The organism is Caulobacter sp. NIBR2454 (assembly GCF_027474405.1).
Classification (GTDB): domain Bacteria; phylum Pseudomonadota; class Alphaproteobacteria; order Caulobacterales; family Caulobacteraceae; genus Caulobacter.
Genome location: NZ_CP114871.1, coordinates 3,113,930 through 3,131,076 on the forward strand (window position 1 = coordinate 3,113,930; position 17,147 = coordinate 3,131,076).

A 17,147-nucleotide genomic window follows, 5' to 3' on the forward strand; every position below is an offset into this window, starting at 1 on the left:
CCCTAGCGCGCGCCGTACAGCGCCATGACGTCGGCGCGCATGGCCGAGCCACTGTCGCTGCGGCTGTAGAACATGTGCCCGCCCGGATAGGCCTTCAGCTGGACCCGGTTGTTGGCGATGGTCTGCGGCAGCTGGTCGATGACGATCCGCGAGCTGAAGTAGGGGCACGACAGGTCGTCGTAGCCATGGACGATCAGCACCTTCATCTTCAGGTCGTTGGCCAGCGAGCGGCGGAAGGCGGTGACCGCCTCGATCCCGGTCAGGCGGTTCTCCCACAGACGGTTCACGTCATAGCTGAGAGCGTAGTAGCGGCCGTCATACTTCCAGCCCACCTGGCGCGTGGCGAAGTCCACATAGGCGCTGGTGGTGGGCGCGATCAGGGCGTCGAGGATCGCGTCGCCCGTCCGCTGTTCCGGCGACCAGGGGAAGGGATCGGGCGCGGTGACATTGCTGTCGTACCAGGAGCCGATCTTGCCTTCCTTGCGATAGAGCTCGCGCAGGAAGGCGCGGCTGTCGATGCGGCCGCCCCATTCACGGACCTTGTCCCGCGGCAGGCCGGTATAGCCCGCGACCTTGGTGGACAGGCGATCAAGAACCGCCGGGTCGCTGTAGCCGCGCATGAAGTCGGTCATGAACTCGCCGCGGGCGTAGTCCTCGACCTCCTGCATCTGGGCCTGGTTCAGGGTCTTTCCCTGGCGCTCGTAATTGGCGGCGGCCATGGACGGCAGGGTCACCGACCACGGGATCGGCGAGTAGTCGCCGCCCGACCAGCTGGTGCCGTCGAAGAAGGGCGAGACCAGGATCACGCCGTTGATACCGACGCCCAGCTCGGTCTGCAGCTTGTGGGTCAGGCGCGGGCCGCGGAAGCCGCCGTAGCTTTCGCCGGTGATGTACTTGGGCGAGGTCATGCGGCCGTTCTTGACCAGCCAGTCATAGACGATGCGCGACAGGTAGTTGATGTCCTGATCGACGCCGTAGAAGGCCTTCTTGCTCTCGTCCTCGCTGACCAGCGAGCGCGAGAAGCCGGTGCCCACCGGATCGATGAAGACCAGGTCGGTGAAGTCCAGCCAGGTGCCTGGATTGTCGGTGACCACCGCCGAGTCCGACGGGGCGTCGCCCTGGGCGCCGAACTGCACGCGCTTGGGGCCGATGGCGCCCATGTTCAGATAGACCGACGCCGCGCCGGGTCCGCCGTTGAAGGCGAAGGTCACCGGGCGGTTCAGACCGGCGCCCTCGACGGTGTACGAGGTGAAGACCACTTCGGCGGTCTTCTTGCCCTTGGCGTCACGCACCGGCAGCGTGCCGACGGTGGCGGTGTAGTTCACCACCTTGCCGCCCACCCGCATGCTCTGCTTGGCCGAGGCGTCCGCCGGCAGCGGCGGCAGGTCCGACTTTTCTTCCTTCTTGGCCGCTTCGGCCGGCTTGGCGTCCTGCGCCCAGCTCATGACCGGGGCCGACAGCCCCATGGCCAGCGTCATCGACGCCAGCACCGCAAACTTCCGCATCGTCACTCCCCCGAGAAATTCGGAGCGAAATTGCTAGCGGACGCAGGGCCGGACGCCAGCGCATTCGTAAACGGTTACAGGAATGTAATCTCCGCGCGCAGGGAGTGTCTGGCCTTGCCGCCGCAACCCATGCTCAATCCTTTCAAAAGGCGCGGGAAAAGACATGCACGAGCTTAACGGCAAGCGGACCGACCTGGCGATCATGCGACTGGCGATCGGCTTGCTTCAGGGTCTGGCGCTGTTTGGCCTGTACCAGGCCCAGGACGGCAAGGTGTGGCCCGCGACGGCGCCGGTGCTGTTCGGGGCTGTCGTCCTGACCGCGGGCATGACCCCGCTGGTGCTGCTGGCCGGGGTCGGCGCCGTGCGGCGCGGCGTGCTGGCGGCGACCTTCGCGGGGGCGGTCGCCCTGACCGTCATCCTCGGGGCCTATGGGGTCTGGCGCGATCCGATGGATAGGATGGATATCCGCCTGTTCGCCGGTCCGGCCTATGCGCTGGTCACGGCGGTGGCGCTGTTCGTGATCTATCATCTGGTGGAGCCCGCCGACGCGGCGCGGCGGCGCATCGCGCCCTATGCCGCCTATTTCGAGACGGCCTGGAAGCGGGGGGTGCAGCTGGCCCTGTCCTGCGCCTTCACCGCTGTATTCTGGGGTCTGCTGTTCCTGGGCGCGTCGCTGTTCGAGGTCATCGGCATCGGCTTCTTCCGCGACCTGATCCGGGAGGCGGCGTTCGGCTTCACCATCACCCCGGTCGTCTTCGCGGCGGCGGTTCATCTGGCCGACGTGCGCAGCGCCCTGATCCAGGGCGTGAGGACCGTGGCCCTGACCCTGCTGGCGTGGCTGCTGCCCCTGCTGACCCTGATCGTGGCGGGTTTTCTGGCCAGCCTGCCGTTCACCGGCCTCGACCCGCTGTGGAGCACCCGCAGTGCGGGCGGGCTGATGCTGGGGGCGGCGGCCAGCCTGATCATCCTGATCAACGCCGCATGGCAGGACGGTGAGGAGCCGCCGCATCGGGTGCTCGCCGTCGCGCTGCGGGTCGCGTGCTTCCTGCTGGCGCCGCTGGCGGCCCTGGCCGGCTGGGCGCTGGTCCTGCGCATCGGCCAGCACGGCCTGAGCCCCGAGCGCATCTGGGCGGCGGCCTGCGTGGTGATCGCCGCCGGCTATGCCGCCGGCTACATCCTGGCGGCGGTCCGGCGGGGGGAATGGATGAGCGGCCTGGGCCGCGCCAACATCGCCATGGCCTTCGTGACGCTGGCCCTGATCCTGGCGCTGTTCACGCCGATCGCCGATCCCATGCGCCTGTCGGTGAACGACCAGCTTCATCGGCTGGAGCGCGGCAAGGTCGGCGCCGAGGCGTTCGATTACGACTTCCTGCGCTTCCAGTCCGGACGGTTCGGCACGGCCGCGCTGGAGCGGTTGGCCAAGAGCGATGATGCGACGACGGCGAAGCAGGCCAGGGCCGCGCTCAACCGGACCGTCCCGGAAGCCCGGCCCAACCCGCTGCGGCGGCCGGCGAAAGCCGTCGTCAGCCCGGCGGGCCGGACCCTGCCCCAGGGCTTCAGCCTGCGCGACGAGGACTGTTACGCCGGCTCGCCCTGCGATGTGGTCCTGCGCGATATCGACAGCGACGGGCGCGAGGACATCCTCGTCTTCCAGCCGGGCTCGGCGCGCCTCTATGCGTCCGACGGCTCCGGCGGCTGGGTCCACAAGGGCGCCTACACCACCCCCTGCCAATGGAAGGCGGGCTCGGCCCTGGCGGAAATCATCGCGAGCGGCGGGCTGAAGACGGCGCCCTCGCTGGCGCCCGATCTTGTGGTGGAGGATCGGCGGATGATCTTCCAGCCGAACGGCGACATCTGCCCTGAGGCTAGGCCGTCCCCTCAGCCACCGCGTTGAGGCGGGCGTAGAGGCCGCCGCTGGCCTTGAGCTGGGCGTGCTTGCCCTCCTCGACCACGCGGCCGTTCTCGAACACCAGGATGCGATCGGCGTCGCGGATGGTCGACAGGCGGTGGGCGATGACGATGGTGGTGCGGCCGGCCATCAGGGCTTCGGTCGCGGCCTGGACCTGAACCTCGGTCTCCACGTCGAGCGATGAGGTCGCCTCGTCCAGCACCAGGATCGGGGCGTCGGCCAGGAAGGCGCGGGCGATGGCCACGCGCTGGCGTTCGCCGCCCGACAGCTTCACGCCGCGCTCGCCCACCAGGGTGTCGTAGCCGAGCGGCAGTCGACTGATGAAGTCGTGGGCGCGGGCGCGCTTGGCGGCCTCGACGATATCCTCCATGGGCGCGTCCGGGCGGGCGTAGGCGATATTCTCGGCGATGGAGCGGTGGAACAGGGCCGGGTCCTGGGGAACCAGAGCGATGGCCTGACGCAGGGAATTCTGGGTGACCTTCGACACGTCCTGGCCGTCGATCAGGATGCGCCCGCCCTGCAGGTCATAGAGGCGCTGGACCAGCTTGACGAAAGTGGACTTGCCGGCCCCCGTGGCGCCGACCAGGGCCACCCGCTCGCCCGGAGCGATGACCAGCGAGAAGTCATCGTACAGCGGCAGCTCGGCGCCCTTGTAGCCGAAGGTCACGCGGTCGAAGACGATGGTCCCGCGGCCGGGGGTGAAGGTGGAAGCGTCGGACGCATCGGGAACCTGTGGAGCCTCCAAGGCGTAGGCCGCCACGTCCTGGGCGTCGTCCAGGCCCTTTTGCATCATGCGAACGTTCTCGCCGATGTTGCGCAGATAGCCGCTCATCAGCATGAAGGCGGTGATGGCGAAGGCGACATCGCCTGGGGTCGCGCGGCCCTGCGACCACAGCCAGACCATCAGCCCCGACAGACCCGCCTGCAGTGCCACCAGCATCATGCTGTGGATCAGCCAGACATCGACGAAGCGGTTCCAGGTCACGACCACCGCCTCGGCCCAGGCGCGGGTGACGTCGCCCAGGCGGGCCTGCTCGCGGGTCTCGGCGCCGAAGCTCTTCACGGTGGGGTTGGCGGAGACCGCGTCGGCCATTGCGGCCCCGATCTTGGAGTCCAAGGCCGTGGATTTCAGGTTGTAGGGCCGCACGTACCAGGTGGCGAAGGTCAGGTTTGAGATCAGATAGAGGGTCACCACGATGAGCGAGAACAGGCCCACGATCGGCCAGCGAAGGCCCATCATCACCGACAGGCCGAGCAGCACGAGCACCGCCGGGCCAAGCATCAGGACCACCGCGTCCGAGACACTGTCATAGCCCCACATGGCGCGGGTCAGGCGGCGCACCGTGGCGCCCGCGAAGTTGTCGGCGTGCCAGTCGGCGGAGAAGGACTGCACTCGCTGGAACGCCTCGTCCGTCAGCTCGCGCATGTTGCGGGCGGCCAGGACGTTCCAGAACCGGAAGGACTGGATCCGCACCAGGGTGAAGGTGAGATAGATGCCGACGAAGGCCGCCCAGGCCCACCAGACGCCGGCGCCCTGACCGGCCGGAGCCGACACCGCGTCAACCAGCCTGCCCGCCGCCCAGGGCAGGGAGAGGTCCAGAGCCACGGCGATCAGCATCAGGGTCAGGCCGCTGAAGAACAGCTTCTTTCGGCGCAGCCAGAAGCCGCCGACAAAGGCCAGGACCTGTCGGTTGCTCAGGATGCGGCGCGAGCCGTCTTCATCGTCGTCGATATCGTCGCTCATGGGAGGGCGACAGATAGGCCCGCGGGGGCGCTACGTCACGCGCCACCCGCCGCTTTGCGCATCAGCTGTGGTCGAGATGCAACCGGATCAGCCCCTTGGCGGTGCGCGCCACGGAGCGGACCGGACCGTCGCCGCCCAGGGTCACCCGCGCGCTGCACGAGCCCTCCATGAGCAGCATCAGGCCGTCGGCCAGGTCGTCGTCCTTGGCCCCGGCGGCGCGGGCCAGTTCGACCAGACGGCGATGCATCTCGCGCTTGAAGTTGACGCTGATGACCTGGGCCGGGTGGTCCTTTTCGTGCAGCTCGATGGCGGCGTTGGCCAACGGGCAGCCGTGGACATCCTGTTCGGAAGCCTTGCTCTCAAAGGCGTCGAACAGGGCTTCCAGCTTGTAGCGCGGGCAGTCGGGGCAGCCGTCGATGATGGCGTCCCACCAGATCCAGTAGTCCTTTTCCTGCTCGCGCATGACCTGCGCGATCAGGTCGTCCTTGGACGGGAAGTTTCGGTAGAGCGTCATCTTGGTGGCGTCCGCCTCGGCGGCGATCGAGTCGACGCCGACGGCGCGGATGCCGCGCTCATAGAACATCTCTCGAGCTGTCTCGAAGATGCGGTCGCGGGCTGGCCTTTTGGACACGCCTTCCACGCTCTTTTCCCCCTCAGAATTTCTGGAACCCATTTTTGTGGCCTCATCTTGACGTGAGAGTGACCGGTCAGTATCTCTCGTAACGAGGATACCGAACGGTATCGTCACATAACGTACATCGGCTTTTGTTCGGCCAAGGTCAAGCACAGCCGCTGCGACAATTTCCTTCCCGCCCTCCGCACAGGTCGGAACCAGACAAAAAGAGCCCGGACGGACCAATCCGCCGGGGATGAAACCGCGCAATCTCTCGACAACTCACAGGCCAGGACCCTCCCCCCAATGCGCCTCCGCCCCATCCTCACCTCTTTCGCCGGCCTCGCCGCCATGGCCGTGCTGGCCGCATGCAGCGCGGAGGCCCAACAAGAAGCCGCGCCGCCCCCGCCGCAGGTCGCGGTCACCGACGTGGCCTTCAAGAACCTTCGCCAATGGGACGACTTCACCGGCCGTCTGGAAGCCATCGAGAGCGTCGCCATCAATCCGCGCGTCGGCGGCTACATCGACAGCATCGGCTTCCAGGAGGGCGCCCGCGTCCGCAAGGGCCAGGTGCTGTTCCAGATCGATCCGCGTCCGTTCCAGGCCGAGGTCAACCGCCTGGCCGCCGAAGTGGACCGCAGCCGCGCCCAGCTTGAGCTGGCCACCGCCAACAAGGAGCGCGGCCGTCGCCTGCTGGACCAGAACGCCGTCGCCCAGAGCGAGTTCGAGCGTCTGGAAGCGGAAGAAAAGTCGGCTCGCGCCAACGTCGCCGCCGCCCAGGCCGGCTTGCAGTCGGCCCGCCTGAACCTGGAGTTCACCCGCGTGGTCTCGCCCATCGACGGGCGGGTCTCCAAGGCCCTGATCACCCGGGGCAATCTGGTGACCAACGGCAGCCTGCTGACCACCGTGGTGTCGGACACCCCGATCTTCGCGGCGTTCAACGCCGACGAGCAGACCTTCCTGAAGTACGCCTCGGCCGAACGCGGCAAGCAGAGCCCGGTCTATCTGGGCCTGATGACCGAGGAGGGCTATCCGCACAAAGGCCAGCTGCACTTCATCGACAACGCCATCGACGCGCGCAGCGGCACGATCAGCGGGCGGGCGATCTTCGCCAATGCCGACGGCCGGTTCACGCCGGGCTTGTTCGCGCGCATCCGCATGGTCAGCGCCGCGTCGGAAAACGTGGCCCTGGTGCCTGACCGCGCCATCGCGACCGACCTTGGCAAGCGCTACGTGATGGTGGTCGGGGCCGACAACAAGGCCCAGTACCGCCCTGTGACCCTCGGTCCGCTGGCCGGCGGCCTGCGCATCGTCCGCCAGGGCCTGAAGCCCGGCGACAAGGTGATCACCGCCGGACTGCAGAAGGTGCGCCCCGGCGACACCGTGAAGGCCGTCAAGGCGCCCGCGCCCGACTTCGCCGGCGATCTCGCCCAGCTCGAAACAACCGCACGCCAGGTGGCCCAGATCGCCCCGGCCGGCGGCCAGAACTAGACACCCCGAGCCTTAAGGGGGCTTTCCAAAATGAACTTCTCAAAGTTCTTCGTGAACAGGCCGCGGTTCGCCGCGGTGCTGTCGATCGTCATCTTCATCGCGGGCCTGGTGTCGCTGCCGGCCCTGCCGATCAGCGAATATCCCGAGGTCGTGCCGCCCACCGTCGTGGTGCGGGCCGCCTATCCGGGGGCCAACCCTTCCGTCATCGGCCAGACCGTGGCCGCGCCTCTCGAACAGTCGATCAACGGCGTCGAGGGGATGCTCTATCAGTCGTCGCAATCGGCGGCCGACGGGGTCATGACCCTGACCGTCACCTTCGCCCTGGGCACCGATCTCGATCAGGCCCAGGTGCAGGTGCAGAACCGCGTGGCCCAGGCCTTGCCCAAGCTGCCCCAGGAGGTCCAGCGCATCGGGGTGACCACCACCAAGGCGTCGCCCGACTTGACGCTGGTGGTCCACCTGACCTCGCCGGACAATCGCTATGACACGCTGTATCTGAGCAACTACGCCCAGCTGAACATCAAGGATCGCCTGGCCCGTATCGAGGGCGTGGGCGACGTGCAGATCTTCGGCTCGGGCGCCTATTCGATGCGCGTCTGGCTGGACCCCGATCGTCTGGCCGCCCTGAGCATGACGGCGGGCGACGTGGTCCGCGCCCTGCGCGAGCAGAACGTCCAGGTGGCCGCCGGCCAGCTCGGCGCCCCGCCCACCCCCGGCATGTCGGACTTCCAGCTTTCGGTGAACGCCCCCGGGCGTCTGCAGGACGAGCAGCAGTTCGGCGACGTCATCGTCCGCGCCGGGAACGACGGCCAGATCACCCGCCTGCGCGACGTGGCCCGCATCGAGCTGGGCTCCAACACCTATGCCCTGCGCGCCCTGCTGGACAACAAGCAGGCCGCCGCCATGCCCGTCTTCCAGCGCCCGGGCTCCAACGCCCTGGAAATGGCCGGAAACGTCAAGGCGACCATGGAGGAGCTCTCCAAGGAGTTCCCCGAAGGCGTGAAGTACGAGATCGTCTACGACACCACCGCCTTCGTGCAGGAGTCGATCGACTCGGTCGTCCACACCCTGGTCGAGGCCCTGATCCTGGTGGTCATCGTGGTGGTGGTCTTCCTGCAAGGCTGGCGCGCGTCGATCATTCCGCTGCTGGCGGTGCCGGTGTCGCTGATCGGCACCTTCGCGATCATGCTGATGCTGGGCTTTGGCCTGAACGCCCTGACCCTGTTCGGCCTGGTGCTGGCCATCGGCATCGTGGTCGATGACGCCATCGTCGTGGTCGAGAACGTGGAGCGTCACATCGCCGACGGGCTCAGCCCGCCGGAAGCCACCCGCAAGGCCATGTCCGAAGTGACCGGGCCGATCATCGCGGTGGCCCTGGTGCTGTGCGCCGTGTTCATCCCCGCCGCCTTCATCAGCGGCCTGACCGGCCAGTTCTATCGTCAGTTCGCCCTGACCATCGCCATCTCGACGGTGATCTCGGCCATCAACTCCCTGACCCTGTCGCCGGCCCTGGCCGCCGTCCTTCTGCAGCCGCACGGCGCCAAGAAGGACCGCTTCCAGCAACTGATCGACCGGGCGCTTGGCTGGTTCTTCGGGCCGTTCAACCACTACTTCGGCCGCGCCTCGAACGGCTATGTGAAGGGCGTGTCCAAGATGCTGGGCAAGTCCAGCGTCGCCCTGGTCGTCTATGGCGGCCTGGTGCTGCTGACGGTCTTCGCCTTCGCCAAGACCCCCGGCGGCTTCGTGCCGCAGCAGGACAAGGCCTATGTCGTCTCGATGATCCAGCTGCCCGACGCGGCGTCGCTGGACCGCACCGAGGCGGTGGTGCGCCAGGTGACCGACATCGGCCTGAAGACCCCCGGCGTATCCCACGCCGTGGCCTTCCCCGGCCTGTCGATCAACGGCTTCATCAACAGCCCCAACTCCGCCGTGGTGTTCTTCACCCTGGAGGACTTCAAGTCCCGCCGCGGGCATGAGAAATCCATGGAGACCATCGTCGGCTCGCTGAACGGCCAGCTGGCGCAGGTCGCCGACGCCCAGATCGCCGTCTTCCCGCCCCCGTCCGTCCAGGGCCTGGGCACCATCGGCGGCTTCCGCATGCAGATCGTCGACAAGGCGGGCCTGGGTTCGGACGAGCTGTACAAGGAGACCCAGAACCTGATCGCCAAGGCGCAGAAGGATCCGGCCCTGGCCGGCGTCTTCTCCAGCTATCAGGTGGGCGTGCCCAAGATCGAGGCCGACATCGACCGCGAGAAGGCCCGCGCCGCCGGCGTGTCCCTGACCGACCTGTTCGAGACCATGCAGGTCTATCTGGGCTCGCTGTACGTGAACGACTTCAACCGCTTTGGCCGCACCTACGAGGTCAACGTCCAGGCCGACCAGCGCTTCCGCCTGCAGCCCGAGCAAATGCTGCGGCTGCAGACCCGGAACGGCGACGGCCAGATGATCCCCCTGGGCAGCTTCGTGAGCTTCAAAGAGGGCACGGGTCCGGACCGCGAGATGCACTACAACGGTCTGCTGACCGCCGAGATCAACGGCGGCCCGGCGCCGGGCTTCTCCACCGGCCAGGCCCAGGCGGCGCTGGAAAAACTCGCCGCCGAAGAACTGCCCAACGGCATGGGCTTCGAATGGACCGAGCTGACCTATCAGCAGATCCTGGCGGGCAACACGGCGGTCTTCATCTTCCCGCTGTGCGTGCTGCTGGCCTTCCTGGTGCTGGTCGCCCAGTACGAGAGCTGGAGCCTGCCGCTGGTGGTCATCCTGATCGTGCCGATGACCCTGCTGTCGGCCCTGGGCGGGGTGTTCCTGACCCAAGGCGACAACAACATCTTCACCCAGATCGGGCTGATCGTGCTGGTGGGGCTGGCGTGTAAGAACGCCATCCTGATCGTGGAGTTCGCCCGCGAGCGGGAGATGCATGGCGACAGTCCGCTTCAGGCGGTCCTGGAAGCCTGCCGCCTGCGCCTGCGTCCGATCCTGATGACCTCGATCGCCTTCATCATGGGGGTCTATCCCCTGGTGGTGTCGCACGGGGCCGGGGCGGAGATGCGCCAAGCCATGGGCGTGGCGGTGTTCAGCGGCATGATCGGCGTGACCTTCTTCGGCCTGCTGCTGACCCCCGTCTTCTACTACGTCATCCGCCGCTTCACGGCCCGCAAGGCCGTGCCCGCCGCCACCGTGGCGGAGCCCGAAGCGCAAGCCTCGCACTAGGTCCGGAGAAAACTCATGACCTTGTTCCGCACCAACATGTTTCGGGCCGCTCTCGTCGCCGGCGCCAGCCTGATGGCTGTCGCTTGCGCCGTGGGCCCCGACTTCAAGGCGCCGGCCGTCGCGCCGGTGGCCTACCAGAACGCCGACCCGCAGATCTTCGTCACCACGGCCAATCCCGAGGCCGAGTGGTGGAAGGGTTTCGAGGACCCCATCCTCGACTCCCTGGTCCTGCAGGCGCTGGGCGACAACCTGGACCTGCGCATCGCCCTGGCCCGGGTGTCGGAAGCCCGCGCCCTGTTCACCGATGCGCGGCTTGACCAGCTGCCCCGTGTGACCACCAGCGGGACCTATTCGGTCGCCAAGCAGCAGACGCCCGCGGGCAGTCCCCGCGTGGAGACCGACGCTTGGCAGGCGGGCTTCGACGCCGGCTGGGAGATCGACCTGTTCGGCCGGGTGCGCCGTGGCGTCGAGGCGGCGCGCGCCGACCTGGGCGCCGCCGACGCCGACCTGCGCGACGTGCAGGTGACCGTCGCCGCGGAGGTGGCCCGCAACTACTTCGAGCTGCGCGGGGCGCAAGAGCGGCTGGCCGTGGCTCGCCGCAACCTGGAGACCCAGCGCGAGACTGTGCGCCTGACCCAGGTGCGCTTCGACGTGGGTCGCGGCGACGCCATCGACGTGGCCAGCGCCACGGCCCGGATGAAGGCGACCGAGGCGGCCATCCCCGTCCTGGTCACCGCCGAGACGCGGGCCAACTATCGCCTCGCCGTCCTGACCGGCCAGCGACCGGGCGCGCTGGACAGCCTGCTGGTCGCGCGGACGGAAGAGACCAGGCCGCTCATCAAGGCGCTGAACATCGGCGACGCGGGCGAACTGCTGCGCCGACGTCCGGACGTGCAGGCGGCCGAGCGTCGTCTGGCCGGCCAGACGGCCCGGGTGGGCGTGGCCACCGCCGACCTGTTCCCGCGGGTCAGCGTCACCGGTTTCGTGGGCTTCCTGTCGGGGAACTTCTCCTCGCTGGGGAACTCCGGGACCGGGGCCTGGGCGGTGGCGCCGACGGTCAGCTGGCCGGGCCTGGACTTCGGCGGCGCCCGCGCGCGGCTGAAGGCGCAGGAGGCCCGCGAGGAAGCCAGCCTGGCGGCCTATGACCAGACCGTGCTGCGCGCGCTGGAGGACCTGGAGAACGCCCTGGTCGCCTATCGCCAGCAGCAGGCCCAGCTCTACAGCCTGACCGAGCAGGCCAGCGCCTCGCGCCGGGCGGCCGAACTGGCGCGGGTGCAGTACCGCGAGGGGGGCATCGACTTCCTGGTGCTGCTCGACGCCGAGCGCACCCTGTTGGCGGCGGAGGACGCGCTCAGCGTCGCCGAGACGGGCGTGAATACGAACGTCGTCGCCATCTACAAGGCCCTGGGCGGGGGCTGGACTCCCGCCTGAGCAAAGTCTGCGCGGGCGTTTGTCCCCAGCCACGTCCGCGCAGACACCTATTTTCACAAGACTGACATCGGCTAAGGTTCGCCCATGATCGAGACGCTCCTTCAGCAGCAGGTGAAGGTCGGGGACCTGACCGTGCGCCTTCCCGGCGGCAAGATGGTCCGCGCAGGCGACGGTTCGGGCCAGCCCGTCGCCATCAGCCTGACAGGCAAGGGCCTGCGCCGGCTGGTGGCCAATCCGGGCCTGGGTCTGGGCGAGGCCTATATGGAGGGCGACCTGGTCTTCGATCAGGGCTCCATGTGGGACCTGCTGGAGATCGTCGGCCGCAGCGGATCGCGCCTGCCCAAGGGGCGGGGGTCGCTATTCAAGCGACTCAAGCGGACGATCAAGGGCCACGTCCAGCAGCTGAACGACCGGCGCGCATCCAAGCAGAACGTCGCCCATCACTACGACATTTCAAACGACCTCTACCGGCGCTTCCTCGACGCCGACATGCAGTATTCCTGCGCCTATTTCGCGCGGCCGGAGATGACGCTGGAGGACGCCCAGGTCGCCAAGAAGGCGCACATCGCCGCCAAGCTGAATCTATCGCCGGACCAGACCGTGCTGGACATTGGATCGGGCTGGGGCGGCATGGCCATGACCCTGGCCAAGGACTACGGCGCGGACGTCACCGGCGTGACCCTGTCGCAGGAACAGCTGGCCCTGGCGCGCGAGCGGGCGGCGGCGGCGGGGCTGGCCGACCGGGCGCGGTTCGAGCTGACCGACTATCGCGACGTGGACCGCACCTTCGACCGCATCGTGTCCGTCGGCATGCTGGAGCACGTGGGCGCGCCGAACTTCCGGGGCTATTTCGAGACCGTCAAAGGCCTGCTGAAGGACGACGGCGTGGCCCTGATCCACTCCATCGGCCGCATGTCGGGCAAGGGCGCCACCAACGCCTTCACCGCCAAGTATATCTTCCCGGGCGGCTATATCCCCGGCCTGGCGGAGATCGTCGCGGCGATCGAGGACGCCGGCCTGTGGATCACCGACATCGAGATCCTGCGCCTGCACTATGCCGAGACCTGCAAACACTGGCGGATGCGCTTCCTTGCCGACCCGGAAATCCCGACCCTGTACGACGCGCGGTTCCGGCGGATGTGGGAGTTCTACCTGGCGGGGGCGGAGCTGGGCTTCCGCTATGGCGGGCACATGGTCTTCCAGATCCAGATCGCCAAGCAGCGTGACGCCGTGCCGATCACCCGCGACTATCTGGCCGGGACCTGATCACCAGAGCGAGACGGCCGCGCGGGCGGGCCAGGCTTCGTCATAGGAACGGCCGCCGACTTCGCCGTCGCTGAGGGCCGCCAGTATCTCGCCGGGCTCCGGCAGGCTCGCCGGGTCCACATGCCGCGACGGGTCCCAGAGCTTTGAGCGCACCACGGCCCGCGCGCACTGGAAGTAGGCGGTCTCCACCGTGATGACGATGCAGGTGCGCGGCGGCTTGCCGTCCACGGCGAAGGACTCCAGCAGCTTCGGATCGGCGGAGATCACCGCCGAGCCGTTTACGCGGAAGGTCGTGCCCGAGCCGGGGATCAGGAACAGCAGTCCGACCCGGGGATCGCGGATGATGTTGCTGAGGCTGTCGATGCGGTTGTTGCCACGGCGGTCGGGCATGATCAGGGTCCGCTCGTCGGCCACGCGCACGAAGCCGGGGCCGTCGCCGCGCGGGCTGCAGTCCAGCCCCTCCGGTCCGCTGGTGGCCAGGGCCACGAAGGGCGAGGCCTCGATCAGGGCGCGGTAGTGGGGCGTGATCCACCCCACCTCCTTGATCGTGGAGGCGGGGACCGGCGGCGGATTGTAGAGCGCCGTCAGCTCTTCGAGCGTGCGGATGATCATGGCCCGACCATGCGCCGACAGGGCGCGTCCGGCAACGCTTCAGCCCGCTTCGAGCTTAGCTCGCTTCAAGGAGGGCCACGGTCCCCTGACCGCCATCCGCGCAGATGCTGACGATGGCGCGCGAGCCGGCTGGCCGCCCGGCCAACTCCTTGACCGCCTGGGACAGGATGCGGGCGCCGGTTGCGCCGAAAGGATGGCCGAGCGCCAGGCTGCCGCCATTGGGGTTCACGCGGTCGCGCGGGAACGGCCCGAAGGTGTGGGCCATACCGACCTTGTCCTTGAGGAAGGTCTTGCTCTCCAGCGCCTTGATGTGGGCGGCGACCTGGGCGGCGAAGGCCTCGTGGATCTCCCAAAGATCGATGTCGGCGTACTTCAGGTCGTGACGGGCCAGCAGCTTGGGAATGGCGTAGGCCGGGGCCATCAGCAGCCCCTCGGTCTTCAGGTCGATGGAGGCGACCTCGAAGTCGACCAGCTTCACGCGCGGCGTGTCGGCGGGAAGGCGCTTGAGCCCCTCTTCCGAGGCGACCCAGATCGCGGCGGCGCCGTCGGTGAGCGGCGAGGAGTTACCGGCGGTCAGGGTGCCCTTGCCGCTGGTGCGGTCGAAGGCCGGGGGCAGCTTGGCCAGCTTCTCCAGCGAGGTGTCCTTGCGCGGGATGGTGTCCTTGGCGACCCCGCCCAGCGGAGCGACCAGGCTGTCGAAGAAGCCGCGATCCCAGGCGGCCACGGCGTTCACGTGGCTGGCCAGGGCGATGACGTCCTGCTCCTCGCGGGTCAGGGACCAGTCCTTGGCGGTGATCTCGGTGTGCTCGCCCATGCTCATGCCCGTGGTGCGGTTCACCACGCGGGGAATCCAGAGCTTGAGGTTAGCGGGATTGAGGGTCTTCAGGTGGGCGATCTTCTGGCCCGTGGTCTTGGCCGCCTGGAACTTGCGGATCCAGTCGGAGAGGCCTTGGGTCAAGCCGATCTGCACGCGGCTCATGGCCTCGACCCCGCCGACCAGGGCCAGGTTGCGGGCCTCGCCGTCGATCATGCCGGCGGCCTGGAAGGTCCCCATCATGCTGGTCGAGCAGGCCATGACCGTGGAGTAGGCCGGGATGGTCGGGCCGACGCCGGAGTCGATCAGCACCTCGCGGGCGATATTGCTGAAGGTCAGGCTGGGAATGACCGTGCCCCAGACGGCGAAGTCGGGCGCGCCGCCCTTCAGCTGGGCGGCCATGGCCTGGACTACGGGGACCGACATGGTGATGGCGTCATAGCCGCTCAGACCGCTGTCGACCTTGGTGAAGGGCGTGCGCAGGCCGGCGGCGAGCCAGACCTGGGGCTTGCCGCCCGAGGGCCCGGCAGCCTTCTTGGGCGCGGCTTTGGGGGCGGTCTTCTTCGGGGCGGCGGCCATGAACTTCAATCTCCCAATCAGGGCTGAAAGCTTAGCTGGGGATCGCGACGGGCGATTGAAGGATTCAGCCGTCTTTCTTTTTGGAGAAAGGCTTCCAGCGCAGGAAGCCGCGGATCGCCGGCCCGATCACGGGGGTGCGCAGGATGGGCTTCACCGCGCTGGGCCGGGTCTTCACGAAGCACATCACCGCCCCGATCCAGAAGACCGTCGTCGGCATGCCGGGGATGAAGATATTGACCGTGCCGATGGCGAACAGGCTGGAGCCCACGACGTCCAGCGTCAGGCGGGCGACGCGTGATCTGCGGCGGCGGGGCGGGATCGTCATCGGGGCGGACAATGGCGCCGATCGGCGAGAATGGCTCGCATTATCGTTGGCCGCCGCCCGGAGAAGCGGCCGCCCTCCCCGGGCATGGCGATGGTGAGGGAGGGCGGCCATCGACCTATTCCGCGGCGACTGAGGCGGAGAGGCCGAGACGTTGCGCGACACCCTCGCCATAGGCCGGATCGGCGCGGCGGAAGTGGGCGATCTGGCGCTGCTGGATCTCGACCGGCACGCCGGCCATGGCGGCGGCGATGTTGTCGAAAAGCTGCCGTTGCTGGTCAGGGCTCATCAGGCGGAAGAGGTCGCCCGCCTGGGTGTAGTCGTCATTGCCCGCGCGATGGTCGTAGCGGTCGGCGTCGCCGCTGATGCGCAGAGGCGGCTCGCGATAGGTCTCATCCTGCACCGGCCCGCCGAAGCTGTTGGGCTCGTACCAGGCGTTGGTGCGGCCCGGGCTGTCGAAGCGCATGGCGCCGTCGGCGTGGTAGTGATGCACGGGGCTGCGCGGACGGTTTACCGGCAGGGCCTCGTAGTGCGTGCCGACCCGATAGCGGTGGGCGTCGGCATAGGAGAACAGCCGCGCCTGCAGCATCTTGTCCGGCGAGAAGCCGATCCCCGGCACGATGTTGGACGGGCTGAACGAGGCCTGCTCCACCTCGGCGTGATAGTTGTCCGGATTGCGGTTCAGCTCCAGCACCCCGACCTCGATCAGCGGGTAGTCGCCATGCGGCCAGACCTTGGTGATGTCGAAGGGGTTGTAGGGCGTCTTCTCGGCGTCCAGCTCGGGCATGATCTGGACGCAGAACCGCCAGCGCGGGAAGTCGCCGTTCTCGATGCTTTCGAACAGGTCGCGCTGGGCGCTTTCGCGGTCGTTGGCGATGACCTGGGCGGCCTCGGCGTTGGTCCAGTTCTTGATGCCCTGCATCGACTTGAAGTGGAACTTCACCCAGAAGCGCTCATTGGCGGCGTTGATGAAGCTGAAGGTGTGCGAGCCGAAGCCGTGCAGGTGGCGATAGCTCTGCGGCAGGCCGCGGTCGCTGAACAGGGTGGTGACCTGGTGCAGGCTTTCGGGGCTGAGCGACCAGAAGTCCCACATGGCGGTGGGCGAGCGCAGGTTGCTGACCGGGTGGCGCTTTTGAGTGCGGATGAAGTCGGGGAACTTCAGCGGATCGCGCACGAAGAAGACGGGGGTGTTGTTGCCCACCAGGTCCCAGTTGCCTTCCTCGGTATAGACCTTCAGCGAGAAGCCGCGCACGTCGCGCTCGGCGTCGGCGGCGCCGCGCTCGCCCGCCACGGTGGAGAAGCGCAGCAGGACCTCCGTCTCCTTGCCCGGCTGCAAGGCCTTGGCGCGGGTATAGGCGCTGATGTCGTGGGTGATCTTCAAGGTCCCGTAGGCGGCCGAGCCCTTGGCGTGGACGGCCCGCTCAGGGATGCGCTCGCGGTTCTGGTGGGCCAGCTTTTCCATGAGCTGGTAGTCCTGCATCAGCAGGGGACCGCGCGGACCGGCGGACATGGAGTTCTGGTTGTCGGCGATCGGCGCGCCGGCGGACGTCGTCATGACGGGCGGTTTGGACATCGGTCTTCCCCTCTGGATGTGGAGCTCAGGGTCGGACGTCAGGATCAACAAATCCAATCGATTGTTTTGTTCGATCCG

Annotated in this window: 12 protein-coding genes; 5 read left to right on the plus strand and 7 right to left on the minus strand. The window is 67.9% G+C overall.

Annotated features, from left to right (window positions below; translation table 11 throughout):
- Positions 1-2: 2 nt before the first annotated feature.
- Entirely contained in the window at positions 3-1,505 is a 1,503-nt protein-coding gene (locus tag O5K31_RS15180; protein ID WP_269714583.1) for a S10 family peptidase, read from the minus strand.
- Positions 1,506-1,668: 163 nt separating this feature from the next.
- Here O5K31_RS15180 and O5K31_RS15185 point away from each other — a divergent pair, with 163 nt between their 5' ends.
- On the plus strand, positions 1,669-3,399 hold the full coding sequence (locus O5K31_RS15185) for an FG-GAP repeat domain-containing protein (RefSeq protein WP_269714584.1): 1,731 nt from the start codon (positions 1,669-1,671) through the stop codon (positions 3,397-3,399).
- On the opposite strand, the gene O5K31_RS15190 is transcribed toward O5K31_RS15185, so the two are convergent.
- Both O5K31_RS15190 and O5K31_RS15195 read right to left on the minus strand, forming a co-directional pair.
- Positions 3,371-5,158 carry an ABC transporter ATP-binding protein gene (locus O5K31_RS15190; protein WP_269714585.1) on the minus strand — a complete coding sequence of 596 codons (1,788 nt, stop codon included), beginning with the start codon at positions 5,156-5,158 and terminating at the stop codon, positions 3,371-3,373. The two genes, O5K31_RS15185 and O5K31_RS15190, sit on opposite strands and share 29 nt — an antisense overlap.
- A 61-nt stretch (positions 5,159-5,219) precedes the next feature.
- Positions 5,220-5,789, minus strand: coding sequence for a TetR/AcrR family transcriptional regulator (locus O5K31_RS15195; RefSeq protein WP_269714586.1), 570 nt, complete (start codon positions 5,787-5,789; stop codon positions 5,220-5,222).
- A gap of 288 nt (positions 5,790-6,077) precedes the next feature.
- Between O5K31_RS15195 and O5K31_RS15200 the strand changes: the two genes are divergently transcribed.
- The 4 genes from O5K31_RS15200 (at position 6,078) to O5K31_RS15215 (ending at position 13,169) form a co-directional block, all read left to right on the plus strand.
- Complete coding sequence (locus tag O5K31_RS15200; protein WP_269714587.1) at positions 6,078-7,262, plus strand: efflux RND transporter periplasmic adaptor subunit; 1,185 nt, start codon at positions 6,078-6,080, stop codon at positions 7,260-7,262.
- A gap of 30 nt (positions 7,263-7,292) precedes the next feature.
- The gene (locus O5K31_RS15205; protein WP_269714588.1) at positions 7,293-10,472 is read left to right on the plus strand and encodes an efflux RND transporter permease subunit; all 3,180 of its coding nucleotides are present in this window, start codon (positions 7,293-7,295) and stop codon (positions 10,470-10,472) included.
- 15 nt (positions 10,473-10,487) lie between these two features.
- On the plus strand, positions 10,488-11,903 hold the full coding sequence (locus O5K31_RS15210; protein ID WP_269714589.1) for an efflux transporter outer membrane subunit: 1,416 nt from the start codon (positions 10,488-10,490) through the stop codon (positions 11,901-11,903).
- A gap of 84 nt (positions 11,904-11,987) precedes the next feature.
- Positions 11,988-13,169: an SAM-dependent methyltransferase gene (locus O5K31_RS15215; protein WP_269714590.1), complete on the plus strand. Its 1,182-nt coding sequence runs from the start codon at positions 11,988-11,990 to the stop codon at positions 13,167-13,169.
- On the opposite strand, the gene O5K31_RS15220 is transcribed toward O5K31_RS15215, so the two are convergent.
- The 4 genes from O5K31_RS15220 to O5K31_RS15235 form a co-directional block, all read right to left on the minus strand.
- Positions 13,170-13,781 carry a pyridoxamine 5'-phosphate oxidase family protein gene (locus O5K31_RS15220; RefSeq protein WP_269714591.1) on the minus strand — a complete coding sequence of 204 codons (612 nt, stop codon included), beginning with the start codon at positions 13,779-13,781 and terminating at the stop codon, positions 13,170-13,172. It abuts the gene before it with no gap.
- Positions 13,782-13,836: 55 nt separating this feature from the next.
- On the minus strand, positions 13,837-15,174 hold the full coding sequence (locus tag O5K31_RS15225) for an acetyl-CoA C-acyltransferase (RefSeq protein WP_269714592.1): 1,338 nt from the start codon (positions 15,172-15,174) through the stop codon (positions 13,837-13,839).
- A 64-nt stretch (positions 15,175-15,238) separates the two neighbouring features.
- Positions 15,239-15,499, minus strand: a complete 261-nt coding sequence (locus O5K31_RS15230) for a DUF454 family protein (RefSeq protein WP_269714593.1) — start codon at positions 15,497-15,499, stop codon at positions 15,239-15,241.
- Between the two features lie 115 nt (positions 15,500-15,614).
- Positions 15,615-17,069 carry a catalase gene (locus O5K31_RS15235; protein ID WP_269714594.1) on the minus strand — a complete coding sequence of 485 codons (1,455 nt, stop codon included), beginning with the start codon at positions 17,067-17,069 and terminating at the stop codon, positions 15,615-15,617.
- Positions 17,070-17,147: the final 78 nt, after the last annotated feature.